Below are 16,534 nucleotides of genomic sequence, written 5' to 3'. Positions count from 1 at the left end.
CGACCGAATTATCAGCACTGAGAATCTGACAAGACTACAATTAAGCATTAGAGCACCTAATAAACAGTTCCAAAGCGAATGGAATCAGGCAAGGCAGACAAGATGGTAACCGAGCAAAACAAGCGTCACTCTCGTTGGTATGAGCAAACCGTACTCAGTGTATTTTTTCAGTTAATCGCAGGATGGATTGCCGTTGTATACCTACCGACACTTTGGCTCTGGGACACTTTTAACTGGGGCTCCCTCAGCCTGACCGAACGAAACTCCATCATCGGCGTCACCATTGTTTTTGTGTCAAGCATCGTTACGTTGAGAAAAATCTTTCGATACCCAGGCACCCTTTCAGCTGCCTACATCCTACCGACTCTGTTCAGCTTCTACGCATTGCTGTTTGCCATTCTCGTTATCGCCAGAATCGAGTATGCCCGATCTCTGCTTTTAACCAGCGGCACACTGCTTCTACTCCTGTGCTTGATTGGTCAACGCTTCGCGATACGTTTCGCAAAACCGAAACTTGCCGTCGTGCCTTTCGGGCAGACAAAAGAACTGACCGCACTGCCTAGCGCTAGTATCCACCAACTTGAAGCCCCTTCACTGGGAGATACGCGTTACAACGGCATTGTTGCCGATCTGCAAGCAGACTTATCCGATGAATGGCAGCAATTCTTAGCACAGTGCACCCTGGCTAGAATTCCTGTTTACCATCATAAGCAAGTACTGGAGTCATTAACCGGCAAAGTAAAGCTCGATCATCTTTCGGAAAACCAATACGGCATGCTGACGCCGTCACCCTATTATGAAAACTTAAAACGGTTAATCGATATTGCCGCAGTAATCATTGCAGCGCCTATTGTTATTCCCATCGTAACAATTACGGCGGCGGCGATCCGGCTTGAATCTCCAGGATCTGCGCTGTTTTCACAAGAACGCGTTGGCCAAGGTGGCAAACCGTTTCGAATCTATAAACTGCGCAGTATGGTTAAAGACTCAGAAAAAAACGGAGCACAGTTTGCTCAGGAAAGTGACATGAGAGTCACACGCATCGGAGCTGTAATACGCAAACTAAGAATCGATGAACTGCCTCAATTCTGGAACATTCTTAAGGGTGAAATGAGCCTTATAGGCCCAAGACCCGAGCAACAAACTTTTGTAAATGAATTCGAGAAGAGTATTCCATTTTATACGTATCGACATGTAGTCAAACCGGGCATCACAGGCTGGGCTCAGGTAAGGCATGGATATGCAGCTAGCACTGACGATACTCAAGAGAAGATCGAACACGATTTTTATTACATTAAAAACTACTCACTATGGCTTGATATACAAATCGTAATTGACACTTTCAGAACCGTCATTACTGGTTTTGGCGCCAGGTAATTAAAAATATTGATGAATTTTAGAGAGCTTTTTCATCAGTATTGCATAAACTGGATGTGAGATTTTGTTTTTCCTTAGAGCACGATAATCTTCAGGAAGCTTTTTAAGCGAATTACGAATACTGTTGTTACTAGCACCACCCACTCTCATATTAACTAATACTTCGGGTATGTACTTACATGAAAAGCCGGGTATCGAAAAATAACGTAAAATACTTTCATAATCAGCAGATATCTTATAATTCAAGTCAAAAACACCATACTTCTGGTAAATGTTTTTCCGTAAATAAAAGGTTGGATGAGCTGGCATCCACCCCCTTCCAAGGAGCTCCGTTCGAAAATCAGTTGACCTCCACTTCCTAACAATTCTATCCCCCCCCGCCGCTGCAGAAACAAAATTTAAATCACCATATACAGCGTCAAAACTCTCTATACCTGCAGCCACAATACTTAATGAATCATGCCGAGAAAATGTATCGTCTGAATGCAAAAAGCCAATCACATCCCCATTCGCCGCAGAAATACCTTTATTTAATGCATCATATATACCTTTATCAGGCTCTGATATTAACAAAGAGATCGTATCACGATACTCTTCCACTATATCTAAAGTTGCGTCTGATGATCCGCCATCAATAACTATGTACTCAAGGCTGGAGTAGGATTGTTGTTTAACAGACTCGAGTGTCTGCCTAATTGTTTCTTCACTATTATAACAGGCAGTAATTAATGATATTTTCACGCCGCACTCCGAAATTTAAATAGAGCGATACTCTTTATTATTTTCTAAGAACCACTGATATGTTTTCTCAATACCTTGCTTAAGCGAAATAGAGTAATTCCAACCCAAATTACTTAGACGAGATACAGACATTAATTTTCTTGGAGCCCCATCGGGCTTAGAAGCATCGAACTCAATCTTGCCTGAAAACCCAACAACTGAAGCCACAATATCAGCCAACTCGCGAATCGAACAGTCTACTCCAGTTCCAACATTAATATGTGACAGCATAGGCTCGGTACTGCTTTTATATGTCAGCTCATCAAGCTGCATGATATGTATGCTTGCACTCGCCATATCATCTACATGGAGAAATTCTCTTTTGGGATTACCACTTCCCCAAACAACAACTTTAGCTTCACCATTTTGGGTTGCCTCATGAAATCGTCTTATGAGGGCTGGAAGAACATGTGAATGTTCTGGATGAAAATTATCATTTGGGCCATACAAATTGGTGGGCATTACACTACGGTAATCACGACCATATTGCCTGTTGTAACTTTCACAAAGCTTTATTCCTGCTATCTTTGCAATTGCATAGGGTTCGTTAGTTGGTTCTAAAAGACCTGTAAGCAAAGCATCCTCCGACATTGGTTGTTCGGCCAGCTTAGGATATATGCAGGATGAGCCAAGAAATAGAAGCTTTTGAATACCTGAGATATGCGCCGAATGAATAATATTCGCTTCTATCATTAGGTTTTCATATATGAACTCCGCTGGATACTTATTATTGGCGTGAATACCACCCACTTTAGCAGCAGCCAAGTAAACTTGATCAATCCGTTCTTCTTCAAAGAAAAGACTTACTGACGCTTGGTCCAGTAAGTTAAGTTCACTTCTATTCCGAACCACTAATTCAAAATTATCGCAGTCTTTCAAACGACGACTCAAAGCAGAACCCACCATACCACTGTGGCCAGCAACGAAAACTCTTTGTTTACTCATAACCGTCTCAATTCTCTACTGAAAAAGAAACATCAAATCCATGATCTTTTAGAAGCGCATGACGTTTTGCTTCCTTTAAATCCACTGCGACCATCTCCACACACATTTCCTGCGCAGTAATTTCTGGTGTCCACCCAAGCTTATCCTTTGCCTTTGAAGGGTCGCCTAAAAGAGTTTCCACTTCTGCTGGTCTAAAGTACCTAGGATCTACTTTTACAATAGTATCACCCACCTTCAATGCTGGAGCGTTATCACCTTCAATAGCATCAACTACTGCTACCTCTTCATCCCCCTTCCCTTCAAAACGAAGGCTTATACCAAGCTCAGCAGCTGACCATTCAATAAATTGTCGAACTGAATATTGTAAGCCGGTAGCAATAACGAAATCTTCCGGTTGGTCTTGCTGTAGCATCATCCATTGCATGCGAACATAATCTTTTGCATGTCCCCAATCGCGCAAGGCATCCATATTACCCATATACAAACAAGTCTCTAAGCCTTGAGCTATATTAGCTAAACCTCTAGTAATTTTACGGGTTACAAAAGTTTCACCACGACGGGGGGACTCATGATTGAATAAAATACCATTACAAGCATAAATACCATATGCCTCCCTATAATTAACTGTAATCCAATACGCATAAAGCTTTGCAACTGCATATGGTGACCGAGGGTGAAATGGAGTAGTTTCACATTGCGGTATTTCTTGAACTAAACCGTATAATTCAGATGTTGATGCTTGATAAAATCGTGTTTTTTTCTCTAACCCCAAAAACCTAATTGCCTCTAATAATCTAAGAGTTCCCATAGCATCAACATCAGCAGTGTACTCCGGTGACTCAAAACTAACTGCAACATGGGATTGAGCTCCTAAATTATACACCTCATCTGGCTGTATTTCCTGAAGTATTCTAGTTATGTTAGATGAATCTGTTAAGTCCCCATAATGCAAAACAAAATTTTGATGTTCAACATGTGGGTCTTGATATATCTGATCAATTCTTTGGGTATTAAATAATGAAGCCCTGCGCTTTATACCATGAACTTCATACCCTTTATCTAGCAAAAACTCTGCAAGATAAGAACCGTCTTGCCCAGTAACACCTGTAATTAATGCTTTTTTCATTTACTCTCCAACCAATTTAGGCTATTCGGATTCCAAAAATTTTCAGAAGTCAGACCAACATCAAAAATAGCTGATAGTTGTCTTACAACAGTCACATACTCATCAGGCAACAGGTATTCAAAATCAGCAAAAACGCTAAAAACAGTGGTTTTAGAAAAAGCAGCCTGAAGCATTAAAGTAGAAAAAACCCCAAAAATAATATCCTTACTAGACAGCTTTGCTTCAAAACATCTAATACCCATACTCTCAAGAACGTGTAGATACTTTACGCTATCCCTAGGATGTATTTTTACAAAATGAATACCCAAGCTATGTACTACAGACCTTACTTGCTCACACCAAGCATAAAGATCTATTCCATAATCAATATAGTAAGGCTGAGATATAAATACCCTACGAGACTTACTCTCAACATCAACAGGCAGCTCTAATTTTTCACCATCAAGAACCATATTATGAAGTATTGGCCTACTCTTATTCAGCGGGAAAACAAATCTATTTAGAACATAACTCACTTCACCCCGATAGTATTCAACAAAAAGACCATATAAAAAAAGCTTCAATAAAAATCGAAAATCAGATTTCCGCTCAACATCTAACTTCACACCAAGGTTAGGCCTGAGATAGAATTCGATATTATCAGCCACATAAAAAACCTTATTTTCTTTTATTTTTTTATATAGCTTATAGGAAACCCAATCTTGGCAACCCAAAAATATAACCCTATCATATTTAACAATAAGGAAATGAAGTTTAATCATAACAAATCTTATTAATATTTTTTGCAAAATACTTGAAGATTCGAAATGAGGCACCCTAAAAATTCTCTTCTCGACATCAACCGACCCAACCACACCAACTGCATCATGGGAACCAATTTTATTTTTAACATATTCATAATGGTACCCATGATTTATTATATATAAATCAGCCATATACTTCTTTCACCAAAGAAAAAGCAATAGAGTTCCAGGAAAATTTATCCTCTATATATGATTTAAGCTTAGAGTACTCATTATGGGTATAACAAATATGCCTCCGCCCGAATGCATCATCTTTAATAAAGTCAATGAGACTCGAAAAACCTGGAATATAGACATAGGGCACGATAGGCAAACCTAGCGCTTTAATCTCTTCATCTAAATCAGCCATCGATAAAACAAAATCCCCATTATACAAACCATCCAATAGCTTTAGCTTGAATCCAGACAAAAACCTATCTTCGATCAACATAAACGAACGAAAATCCTCTTTGCCTTTCGAAATAACTATCCCATAAGAGCGTAATTTTTTTATCTCTCCAGAACTTAGAGATGATATTTTTTTGGGCAACCATTCAGTTGTCCCATATCTTTCTATAACATTATACTCAAAACTTCTTTCAGCCCTTTTTGTCTTTTCAGAAACCCCTGGAGGTAAGTATATAGCCTTAAAAGAATTAACTTCATTTTTAACATTATTAAATTCCCTAAAACTAAGAAACAACACGTTCTCACAATTATTAAATGCTCGTGCAAAGGCACCTTCAGCACCAAATCGATATAATTCTTCGATAAACTTATTACCTTTAAACTCAAAAACCGGAAAATAATTATGAACAATGAAAAGTGTAGGCTTTAGTTCAATAACAACTTCCAGCAATGCCTCATGCGAAACACAGATATTTTCGTAATTTCCTGCCAAGCTTCTAATTTCTTTTAATACTTCCAAAGGTATTTTTTTCACCCAAACCGGAAACAGCGCTCTTTTTAACTTTTGCCGGCTTATCTTATATGTTACGACTTCATTACCCGTGTCTCGTAAAGCACGAACAAGCTTTTTATCATATATTGCCCCTCCATCAGAACCCTCCCACTCAAAACATACATATAATATCTTCATACTTTAGCCTTAACTCTTTTCTTTGCATAAAAAAAATAGAATAACAAAAGATAAAATACACCAATCCATATAGCCCCAGATTTAATTAACAACAAATCGTAAACCCCTATTCTCTCAAACCCACTAAAAATAAAGATATACAGAGCCAAAGTAATAGCGGTCATGATGTTCGACAAAAACAAGAAAGCTGAACTTTTACTTCTAAAAAAATCAAAATTCAAAATTGATAGGAAGACCTGCAATATACATCCAAACAAAAAAATAAAAGCCACTATATATATATTCACTTCAATTCCGAAGACAACAGAACCAAAAAATGAAAAAAATGACATGAAGATTGAAAGTATAAAAACTACAAATAAAAACCCCAAATTAATACTTGGCGTATTACTTACCAAATACTGCTGTTTAATCATATTTAGTAACGTAACGAGCAAAAACGAAGTGATAATAATGTAGCGATAATAAACCACCCCAGAAGAGTCCATATTAGCAATAAAAAAAACCTCAAAATAAGATATAAAAACAACAACTTGGCTTGTCATCGCCGCATAGGCTAAATCTTTATCAAAAAATAAACTATTATTCCGAAAAAAAACAAGCCCAAATATAACTGCAACCAATAGAAAAGCAGCCATCCAAAACCAAATTGAAAACCCAACATAAAGCCCCAAAAATATTGAAAACAATAAACATATATTAAATAAACTATCTATCAGATAGCTAACATATAACCGACCCAAACGCCAATGATCTGCATAGCTAACAGACAATAAAATGTAGCCAAAACTAAAAACCAAGATTAAAATAAAAAAATGGACTCGGTTTATATAAAAACCCTCCCCAGAGAGAGGGGTAAAGAATATAACAGCGAAGGTTACAATCAAGCCCCACAAAATCAAGATTAAAAGCATTGAACGAACGGAAAAAATATTTTTTTCTCCACTGAACTCCTTAAGATAAGAGAAATACTTTTGCCTGAAACCTTGCGAAAAAAGCCCGACAGATATAAGCATGCAATATTGAATTTCAATGATATTTTTCGCAAAACTTTCTGAATAATAAACTGACGACAAGTACAATATTAAATAGCCCGATATGGGGCCGAAGCTTTTAAAAAATAAACTATTTAAAAATTTCATTTACTGTAGATTTCAAATTATCATATTGAACTTTCATTTTTCTATTTACCCGCTCCCCTACGCCCAAACTCCAAGAGTTAGAATCACTTATAGCCATGTTAAGCATGGCATTGGAATCGACTGATTTATCATATGGAACACCATACTCCCAGTCATTACACAAATCTTTGATTTTTGATGTATTTGAATAATGATATACCAGTGGAACATTAAATAATATTGCCATACATGCCGCATGGTAACGCCCAGTCACCAAGCATTTTGCACCTGAAATTAATGATAAAAGTTCATCAAAGTAGTGCTTATTTTTTTTATTCAAAAAGCTAGTTTGTGAATAAAAATTAAATGCAACAGCAACATTAAGTAAGGCCTGCATATAAGGTTCGTATTTTGAAGCAGATCCAACTCTGTAGTGAAAATCCACCCATTTTGAAAAATATTCTTTACGGCAAAAAAAGCCAGTAAGATCTGCTGACGACTGCTCAGAATGAGAGTCCGTTATAACTATTTTATTATGTGACTTTTGATTTAATGATGACACCCCAGAGAAAAATAGCATATCAGGACAATATAAAGCATTTATCCCTTTATCTTGCGCATATCCGAGGTCAAATTTAGTTCGGACTTGGACTATAGGAAATTCAGATACCAAACTGTTAAAATTTTCTGACATATTTCTATATTGCGCATTTAACAGCACGACCCTATCACTAAATGGAGAACAACTATTAATTAAGTATTTCGCATATTCTTGATCATCATGCAAAGTACCTTCACCATTTATGACAATATAGACATCTTTATTTTTATCAATGAAATCTTTCAACCCAGCAGGAAAGGGTCTATTAACCGGTAACTCATACCTCACATTACCACCCACCGAGCTCAAGAATCTCTTCAGCCCAGCCATAGTGAGATAGCAACCCATATGATTATATGTCGCTGTAGAATTTAGTAATATAACATCTTTCATAAACAATCCAGGAAGTGTTCAACACTGTGCTTCGTCAAAAACTCACTTTTTTTAATTGTAGAATACTGCGCTTTCATTCCACTATTAATCAGCTTTGAAACATATCGGTATATTTCACCCTTATTAGCATCCCTTGGCAAACCTTGCAATCCGAGATCAGCTGCATAACCGAAAAGCACCCCCTCAGCAACGAAAACAATAGCCTTATTATACAAAACAGAATTAATGACAACCCCTGAGGAACCATAATGTTTTTTATAAATAGCCATTATAATATTTGCATTATTAAAGTACTCACTTAGTTCTTGATCGCTTATACGATAGTTCAAAACTTGGACATTAAAATTCTCACTACAGCTCTTATTACATTCACTTATAACATCACCAATATATTGACTATCACTTTCACCAACCACTCTAATATGGAAATTGAGATGGCAATACACACAAGACAACTCTTTTAATGCCTGAATAATCTCAATTACAGATTTCCTCTTTTCTATATAGCCAGGCACAAGAACATTCACACTAGATGGTTTTGCTGGACTATCATCAGCATTATTAATATTATTTAGCAAAACCGGATCTGATATATTCTTACAGAAATAAAATCCAGGCGAATATTTTTTAAAAGAATCCACCTCAAGATATCTTACATTTATACCCAGACCCCTCATGAAAACAAACAAAAAATTTATCAAAAATTTCTCTACTCCACTTCTGTTTGACAAACAGTTGTAGAATATTACATGTATAGAAGATACTGGCGATACTATTCTAGCGAGTATGCTCATTAGCACCTGCAGCTCACCATGCAAAAAGAAAAATCTATTTTTTTTGCATGGGAAAAATCTAGATTTTTTAAAAAAACCCGCGAACAAGTTAAAGGCATTTGACTCCACCACCCATGCTGCATCAGGGTATTTTCTTTTTATCAATTCGAAGTAACTTAAGAAATGCCCATGCTTTCTAGGTGATACTATTACATCCATAAAATTTCACCATGATAAGGGAAGAAGCCAGATTTTATTTGTTGGCTTTTAACATAAAGAGCCAGTAAAAACCCTACAATAAAATAGGTTTCACTGACACCAAATTTAATATTTTCGTTAACTTTTAATTTAACACAAACAAAACAGGCAGGAATAAAAAAGAAATAAGACAATCTAACAAATACTGGATCAAGCTTTGTGGCAGCGATATAAAGAAACACACCAGAAAGCAGCACCCAACGACCTTCCCGTCCTAAGAATGGAAATAGACCAACACAGTACACGGCCATAAAAATGAGCATTTTATAGCCATAATCACCGTCTCCAGTATAGAACTTTATTTTCTCGAAATATATCGACACTTGATCATAAAGAGCACCTATAAACATGCAAGACACAATAAACAGGATCACTATTATAGTTTTCCATTCTATATTTCCAAATAACCTCAAAAAAATAAAGAATACAAAAAAAACAAAGCCACTATAATGAAATAGAAGACTTACGCCCCCCCAAAAAAAACCTAAAATACTTCTCCTTTCTTTCATATAGTAAAAGGATAATATCATTACAGAAATAGCAGAGGCTTGCCTCATCAAGCTAAAAGATTCGATAAAAAAAACTGGTATTGCAAGATAGATAAAAAGTATCCGAGGAGCTTTTTCATTAATCGCAACAAATGCTGGTGGCACTATAGCAATTAGTGCAAAAATCACATAGAGCGACCTTACATCACCTATAAAATATGAAACTTTAAAAACCACCCCGGATAGAGGTTCACTATATACAACACCAGATACATATGAATTGTAATAACTATAGTAGTCCCATCCCACTCCCACACGATAAGCTAAAAGTAAAAATGCATATAAGGCTGATGCAAGAATGAAAAACCTAATTAAAAAAGAGGCCTTAAAAAAGTAAGCGGGCAGTAGGAGAAAAAAAGGGAAAAGATACACTAATAGATACACTCATTAATTCCTTCTATATCGGATTTCAAAGCGACCTACTCAGCTAAAATCGATAATCGACATCATCATTAACTATTGGCCAATCATCAACCCTTATGCCAACCTCGCCTTTTAGGCAATTAATTTCTTTTTTTAGTTCCTCGTACTCATTTATTTTTTTTCTCAAGAATTCAACTGTGACATTTGATTTTTCTTCCAAACCAGCAGGAGTCAATAAGTATACATAACTAAGCTTCTTAGGGTTCTTAGTAAAATTTCCAACCTTGACCCAACCCTTTTCTATCAATGCTTTCAAGCAATAATTCAACTTTCCCAAACTAATACCTAGCTCTTGGGCTAATTCTCGTTGGCTGGCACCTGGATTAGCATCGAGAGCTTTCAGCAGTTTGTAACGAGATTCTTCAGACAGCATGACGTTACTCAATGGTGGTTGATGTTCTGACTAGGATGAGTCTTTGATCTGGATCTTGAGATGCTGTACCGGCTGTTAGTAGATTCTTTATACGCTACCGCCCGGCCGGTTACAGGGCACACCAAAGGATTAGGTTGGACGTATACTAGCGGTACAGGGTCTTCAACCCACTGCCGCTTTTTCGACTATGCGAACTGCACCGCTTTAATCGGCAGTTCAAGCTGTTGTTCTTTACTGAGCAGTTGCAACAACAGCACTACCCTGTCCTCACCGCGTGTCATTTGGACGATGGCCTGGAGGTGTTTGAAGCAGCCTTCGGTAATGGTCACTAAGGAGCCAGCTTTGAGCTCCGGTTCCGGTGTTTCGCTATTCAGTGCCTGGCACTGTTTTATCACGCTGGCGACGATGGCATCGGAAACGACCAAGGGGCGGCCATGGCAGTTGACTAACCGTGCAACGCCTCGGGTGCTGTTAATCTTAGCAAAGCTTTGATCGGAACTTAGTCTTACGAACAGGTAATGCGGAAACAGGCTTTCGGTTTGCCAGTACTGGCGGCCCGCGCGGCGGCGGCTGACGGAGTGCGTCGGATGGAAGGTTTCGATGTGTTGGTTAGCCAGGTGTTCAGCGGCCCGAAAACCGTCTCGGGGCTTACATTGGACGAGGTACCAAGCTGGTTGTTTGTGAGTAATTACCGCTTCCATCGGCTTATTCGGCACTGCGTTCATTCATTGAACGCTCAGACTAATGCACCTAGGGCACGAGTACAATCACTGTGATGTTATCTGTGAGTGGTTATTCATTTCAAAACCAATTCTTACACAGCCGCGCACCTTCACCAAGATGCATTTCCCGAACCATTAAGAGCAGTTAGTGATCAACTGCCATCGGGTTGCAGATGCTTCCGGCACGACGTTTTTAGACGATTCAGCGGCGTGCTTCGCCAACCAGGCAAGGTGCTGCTGGCACCCCTGCCAGGTGAGGGTTTGGCTTTCGTTCAGGTCTATAGACTCTTCGCCCCGGCTCCATTGCACATAGCTTCCTTGGTGCTCAATTAAACTGTTGTCTGGCAACCGAAGTTTCGGCTGCCGACTGTCGATTAATCGCCAGCGCAGTTGCCCGCTCTGGTAGAGGCTTAAAATAATATCCGGGCCGACCGGGCTATGACGGCGTTCGATGCGTAACTGGCATGCCGAGCAATCCGGTGCCGATTCCAGCCAGGGTTCGATTCGGGTCTGTCCCAGCCACAAGACATCGCCTTCTAACACCGGTGTTACAACCGCTTCACCATTTTGAACGCTGATCAATAACTCGGCCGCTTCGCTCACTCGGTTGGGCGACGAACAGGCGGCCAGAATCAGCGCCGCTCCGAACAGTGCTGCTTTTATTGAGACGAGGGCGGATGCTTGTTTCATGGCTGACTCGCACGCTGCTGTTGGCGCAAAAAGTAAGCACTCGGCAAGCTTTCAGCAAGGCGAGCGGTTTCTTCGGCAACGGGACTGCGATCATTGCCCACCGGGTCTGGCAATCGTAACAAGTTTTCGCTTTGGCGCTGCTGAATGCTGCGCAGGCTGATGCCCTGGTTACTCAACAGGTCGTAACCGCCAAAGTCCAGCTGCAAGTTGCTCCAGTCGTCATGATCCGACCAGGTTCCACTGCCAACGTTAACGCCAGTCTGGGTGCCATCACCGTTGCAATTAAAATCGACGTTATCTGAGCCGGTTTCCCCCAGCCCCAAGTTTTCATTCAGGCTGGCCACGTTCAGATCAATCGCAGAGCCATTCGAGTAGTCCAACCGAAACGCCGTATAACTCTCGTCTGGCCCCTGGTTCAGACCGCTGTAACAGGTGGCATTACGAGCATGATAGGAGTTGGAATAATAGAAACGATCGCCTTCATCGTTGCCAATCTCAGGCAGACCGTTGAGCTGGTACAGATAGTTCATCACGCTCAGGTAGTTGGGTTTGTCGTTGGTGTTTTCATCACCACCGTGTCGAAGCCCCAGGTTGTGCCCAAGCTCATGCATCACCGTGCCCGCCTGATAATTAATCAGCACATTCAGATCGGCGGTGGTGGCGCTGTTCAGACCCCAGTTACCCAAGGTAATCAGGATATCGTTACCCACCAATTCAGCCAGGCCGGACGAACCCGCAGCCCCCGTACTGAGCTGGCTGTTTGCAAAGAGCATATAGTGAAAGATGGGTAGACGACTGTAGGCCATGTAGTCGCGCTTGTAGTCATAGAGGTCCGCGACGCCCGCGCCGCTACCAATCGTAATACCCGTCGCAAACGGCACCTGCCCGCCACCGCCAAGGTCCATCTGAGCCGGATCTGTTCCGGAGGCGTTGTCGAATAAATCGCCGACATCGAAGTGGACGCCGATACCGCGTGCGGCAAAGGCATCGACCACGCTTTGCAAAGCTTCTTGCCGAGGAATGATGCCTTCATCGCTGCTGTTCATGTAATCCACTTCGATGAAGATATCCGGCTGGCCGCTGCGCGCGCCCCACTCGTATAACGGCATGCCGGCGAAGGTAGTGCCGCTTTGCTCGTTGCAATCCGGAATGAGGTCGCCATCGGCGTCGGTATTGCACAGAACGTCGTTCGGACCACCGATGGTCGCCCAGGTTGAGTGGCTCCAATCGCTGCCACTGTTGGTATCGCCGCTGGTGCCATTGCGGCCAATACTTTGACCAAAGCTGCTGGTCGACGATACCAATGTTAAAGCCGCGCCGCCGCTCCAGGCGGCAGCATCCGTTGGGCTGTACAGCGTATCAAAAGTGACGAAATCGACGGTGCTGCCCGAAGACGTGTCCAGCAACTCCAAATACCCTTTGCTGTCCCAATAAGGGTACCAACCGCCCTGCTCCAGATGCACGACCCGGCTGGTATCAACCGCTGGCGATGACAGTGATTGAGCACGCACGATCAGATACTGACCCGCGTTCACGGTGGTCGACGGCAAACTAAAGGTAAGGCTGGTCGTAACAGTCGACGCCCCATCGTAGGCCAGGCTGCGCAGCTGATAGTCACTCAAGTCAACCGCCGTGCCACCGGGGTTATAGAGTTCAAACCAACGCATGGTGTTGCTGTAATACGACGACCCCACTTCGTTAATGACTAACGACCCCGCGGCCATCACATTCTGAGCACTGGGAGAAGGGGTTACTGGATTGTTATCGATCAGTGTTTCGGGCTGAACCGGATCACAGCCAACCAACACCGCGGAGGCCAACACGATAACCAGCGACGGCTTTAAAGGAAGGTAACGGCAGAACAACATCATAAGCCGATCAATTTCTACTGCGGATTAGTTACCTTAATTAAAGCAGCACAACACCAAAGCCGCCGTTTTGTTTAGTAAGATTTTGCAGTCGGACAGACGGTTTTTTGACGGCGATTTATTCAGATGAGAATGCCAATCACCCCAGAGAATACTCTGCGGGTGCCGCAATGAAATAAGGATTTAACAGACTCTCGCCTTGGTTATAACGCAGCGGATAACCGGTTACTGCATCGACCATTTCGCCATGGGCGCCACGCAAAACCGCATGGGCGGCAGCGGTGTCCCACTCACTGGTCGGGCCAAGGCGCGGGTAAAGATGTGCCGCTCCTTCCGCGACCAAACATATTTTCAGCGAACTCCCCAGGCTCTGAATTTCCGGTTCATCAAACGCCGCGACAAAGGATTGAAAGGCATCGCTTTGATGCGAACGGCTGCCCACCAGTCGCCAACCCGAGCGACCTTTCGGCAGTTGCGCAACGGAAATGCCTTGAGCTTCACCCTGCAACCATTTGCGACTTCCGTGCACAGCCGGGCCACCTTCATAGGTACAATGTAACGCCGGCGCATGCACTACACCCCAAACGGGTTCGCCGTTTTCAATCAAAGCAATATTGACGGTGAACTCGCCGTTTTTCTTAATAAATTCCTTGGTGCCGTCCAACGGATCAACCAGCCAATAACTCGACCACTGCTGACGCTCACGCCAATCGATCGCTGCACTTTCTTCTGACAGAATTGGGCGTTGTGGTGTTAATTCCGATAAGCCATCCACAATGCACTGGTGTGCGGCCAAATCGGCGGCGGTTAGCGGACTGTCATCGGCTTTGGTTTGAGTGCTGGCCGAAAAGTCTTGCTGATAAATGTTCATGATGGCTTCACCGGCGTTACGAGCCAGCTCAACCACTGCATTAAAATTGGAAGAGTTCATAAAGCATCCTTATTGAATCAAAGCGCCATGGCGGTGCTCACAAGAGCGGTCGTGAGAACCGCCACAATCACCACCAGCGGGCCACCAAAACGTAAATAATCTAAAGGCCGATAATTGCCCGCAGACAACACCATCAAGTTGGTCTGATAACCAAAGGGCGTCACAAAACTGGATGAGGCGGCCATCATAACGGTGACCGCAACCTGTTCGACACTCAGGCCTGAAAGCTCACCAAAGGGCAACGCAAAAGGCAGCATCAAAGCGGCAGCCGAGTTGTTCGTCAGTAGTTCAGTGATTAACCAGGTAGCCAGAAAGATGAATAAAACCGCCAGCCATGCGGGTAATTGCCAATCGACAAATTGCCCGACTAATCCATGGGCCAAACCGGTTTTCTCGACCGCCGTTGCCAGGGCCAATGCCCCGATCAACAATCCAAAGAGTTGGGCATCAAGCCCTTTAGACAAGTTACCCGGCCGTGCCAACCCCAATAACAAACACAACCCAAGATACATCAGTGCAATGTGCAACAATGCAAAGCCCAGCAAGCTGCCGCCCATCACCATCATCGGGAAAGCGAACAACAAGGCATAGGCTCTTTTTTGGTCCCTTGGTGGGCGTGCCGACTGGTACCGGTTCAGAACCATCAATTCTGCGGATGGCGGCAAGCTGTTATTGGACAGACTTTCCAACAGCAACAAATCGCCCGCCTGAAAGCGATACTCCCCTAACTTGCCGAATAGCTGTTCAGTCTGGTGAGCAACACTGACAATAACGCTGCCGTAGCGCTTGCGAAAACCCAGCTCCTTGGGTGTACGACCAATCAGTTCCGAACCCATGGGTACGACCGCTTCCAAAACATGCGTCGACGCCGAAGAAGGCCGATGCGCTTCCTGAGAAAAATCGATACCCGCCACTAACGACAACTCTTGAATCAGCGCAGGCGTTCCCAGAAATACCAATCGATCGCCACGTTTTAATCGAGTATCTGCACCGGCTTCCTGCCACTCATCATCACGCAGCAGACGATATAAATAACCGTGTTTAAGATGGCGCAAGCCCGCTTCACTGATACTGAGGTTATGCAGCGTCTCACCCGCACGAGCCGGTATCTGAAATTCGGTGACACTCTTTGGTCGCGTATCATTCGCAGTGCGATTGGGCAAAAAGCGACCGGCAAACGTCACGTACATAAAAAACACCAGTAATAACGGCAAGCCAACCAACGCAGGGCTGAACAACGTGAGCGTGTGACTCGCCGCCAGCTCATTGAGCAGACCATACACCACCAAATTGGTGCTGGTCCCGACCAGCGTCAGGGTGCCACCAATAATGGCGGCATAACTCAGCGGCAATAAAAAACGACTGGGCGGAACTCCCTGTCGCAATGCCCATTCGCGCACCGGGTGAACCAGCATGACAACAATCGGGGTGTTATTGAGAAAACCACTGAGTAAGGCGACCGGTATCAGTAAATTTAAAGTGCCACCTTGGCTTTTATTGATACGGTTCAGCAACGCCTGGATTGGACGGTCCAATAAACCGCTGTCCTGGATACGATCGGCAATGACCATTAGGACGGCAAGCGTTACAACTCCTTCGTTGACCAGTCCGCTTAAGGCTTCTGGCAGCGTTAATACACCGCTGAGATACAAACCCATTGCCGCAGCCATAAACCAATAAGCTGGCCGGCCACGGCCGCTATACAAGCCAATAATGGCGGTAAC

The 16,534-nt window shown here is 42.7% G+C and carries 16 protein-coding genes; 1 reads left to right on the top strand and 15 read right to left on the bottom strand.

What is annotated here, in order from left to right:
- Positions 1 to 102: 102 nt before the first annotated feature.
- A complete protein-coding gene (locus BGP77_RS12170) occupies positions 103 to 1,377 on the top strand; it encodes an exopolysaccharide biosynthesis polyprenyl glycosylphosphotransferase (protein ID WP_108165967.1) in 1,275 nt (424 codons plus the stop codon).
- Here BGP77_RS12170 and BGP77_RS12165 read toward each other — a convergent pair whose 3' ends face one another.
- The 15 genes from BGP77_RS12165 to BGP77_RS12095 form a co-directional block, all read right to left on the bottom strand.
- The gene (locus BGP77_RS12165) at positions 1,378 to 2,118 is read right to left on the bottom strand and encodes a glycosyltransferase family 2 protein (RefSeq protein ID WP_108165002.1); all 741 of its coding nucleotides are present in this window, start codon (positions 2,116 to 2,118) and stop codon (positions 1,378 to 1,380) included.
- 15 nt (positions 2,119 to 2,133) lie between these two features.
- Positions 2,134 to 3,102 (bottom strand): GDP-L-fucose synthase, encoded by a 969-nt coding sequence (locus tag BGP77_RS12160; protein ID WP_108165001.1) that lies wholly within the window; start codon positions 3,100 to 3,102, stop codon positions 2,134 to 2,136.
- A 7-nt stretch (positions 3,103 to 3,109) separates the two neighbouring features.
- On the bottom strand, positions 3,110 to 4,228 hold the full coding sequence (gene gmd / locus BGP77_RS12155; protein WP_108165000.1) for a GDP-mannose 4,6-dehydratase: 1,119 nt from the start codon (positions 4,226 to 4,228) through the stop codon (positions 3,110 to 3,112).
- Positions 4,225 to 5,163, bottom strand: a complete 939-nt coding sequence (locus BGP77_RS12150) for a hypothetical protein (protein WP_108164999.1) — start codon at positions 5,161 to 5,163, stop codon at positions 4,225 to 4,227. Before BGP77_RS12150 ends, gmd begins: the two co-directional genes overlap by 4 nt.
- Complete coding sequence (locus BGP77_RS12145) at positions 5,156 to 6,109, bottom strand: hypothetical protein (RefSeq protein ID WP_108164998.1); 954 nt, start codon at positions 6,107 to 6,109, stop codon at positions 5,156 to 5,158. The genes BGP77_RS12150 and BGP77_RS12145 overlap by 8 nt, the downstream gene beginning before the upstream one ends.
- Complete coding sequence (locus tag BGP77_RS12140; protein ID WP_146171241.1) at positions 6,106 to 7,125, bottom strand: hypothetical protein; 1,020 nt, start codon at positions 7,123 to 7,125, stop codon at positions 6,106 to 6,108. The genes BGP77_RS12145 and BGP77_RS12140 overlap by 4 nt, the downstream gene beginning before the upstream one ends.
- Before the next feature lie 109 nt (positions 7,126 to 7,234).
- Positions 7,235 to 8,224: a polysaccharide pyruvyl transferase family protein gene (locus BGP77_RS12135; protein WP_108164996.1), complete on the bottom strand. Its 990-nt coding sequence runs from the start codon at positions 8,222 to 8,224 to the stop codon at positions 7,235 to 7,237.
- The gene (locus BGP77_RS12130; RefSeq protein ID WP_108164995.1) at positions 8,221 to 9,216 is read right to left on the bottom strand and encodes a hypothetical protein; all 996 of its coding nucleotides are present in this window, start codon (positions 9,214 to 9,216) and stop codon (positions 8,221 to 8,223) included. The genes BGP77_RS12135 and BGP77_RS12130 overlap by 4 nt, the downstream gene beginning before the upstream one ends.
- Positions 9,207 to 10,187, bottom strand: a complete 981-nt coding sequence (locus BGP77_RS12125; protein WP_108164994.1) for an EpsG family protein — start codon at positions 10,185 to 10,187, stop codon at positions 9,207 to 9,209. Before BGP77_RS12125 ends, BGP77_RS12130 begins: the two co-directional genes overlap by 10 nt.
- 43 nt (positions 10,188 to 10,230) lie before the next feature.
- The gene (locus BGP77_RS12120; protein ID WP_108164993.1) at positions 10,231 to 10,599 is read right to left on the bottom strand and encodes a MarR family EPS-associated transcriptional regulator; all 369 of its coding nucleotides are present in this window, start codon (positions 10,597 to 10,599) and stop codon (positions 10,231 to 10,233) included.
- Between the two features lie 185 nt (positions 10,600 to 10,784).
- A complete protein-coding gene (locus tag BGP77_RS12115) occupies positions 10,785 to 11,324 on the bottom strand; it encodes a transcription termination/antitermination NusG family protein (protein ID WP_108164992.1) in 540 nt (179 codons plus the stop codon).
- Positions 11,325 to 11,456: 132 nt separating this feature from the next.
- Positions 11,457 to 12,011, bottom strand: coding sequence for a hypothetical protein (locus BGP77_RS12110; RefSeq protein ID WP_108164991.1), 555 nt, complete (start codon positions 12,009 to 12,011; stop codon positions 11,457 to 11,459).
- Positions 12,008 to 13,882, bottom strand: coding sequence for a lamin tail domain-containing protein (locus tag BGP77_RS12105; protein ID WP_108164990.1), 1,875 nt, complete (start codon positions 13,880 to 13,882; stop codon positions 12,008 to 12,010). Before BGP77_RS12105 ends, BGP77_RS12110 begins: the two co-directional genes overlap by 4 nt.
- 136 nt (positions 13,883 to 14,018) lie before the next feature.
- The gene (cysQ, locus tag BGP77_RS12100) at positions 14,019 to 14,810 is read right to left on the bottom strand and encodes a 3'(2'),5'-bisphosphate nucleotidase CysQ (protein WP_108164989.1); all 792 of its coding nucleotides are present in this window, start codon (positions 14,808 to 14,810) and stop codon (positions 14,019 to 14,021) included.
- Between the two features lie 17 nt (positions 14,811 to 14,827).
- Positions 14,828 to 16,468, bottom strand: coding sequence for an SLC13 family permease (locus tag BGP77_RS12095; RefSeq protein ID WP_158269360.1), 1,641 nt, complete (start codon positions 16,466 to 16,468; stop codon positions 14,828 to 14,830).
- Positions 16,469 to 16,534: the final 66 nt, after the last annotated feature.

The sequence above is a fragment of the Saccharospirillum sp. MSK14-1 genome (assembly GCF_003054965.1).
Lineage (GTDB): Bacteria > Pseudomonadota > Gammaproteobacteria > Pseudomonadales > Natronospirillaceae > Saccharospirillum.
This window is presented reverse-complemented; position numbering and strand designations above follow the sequence as displayed.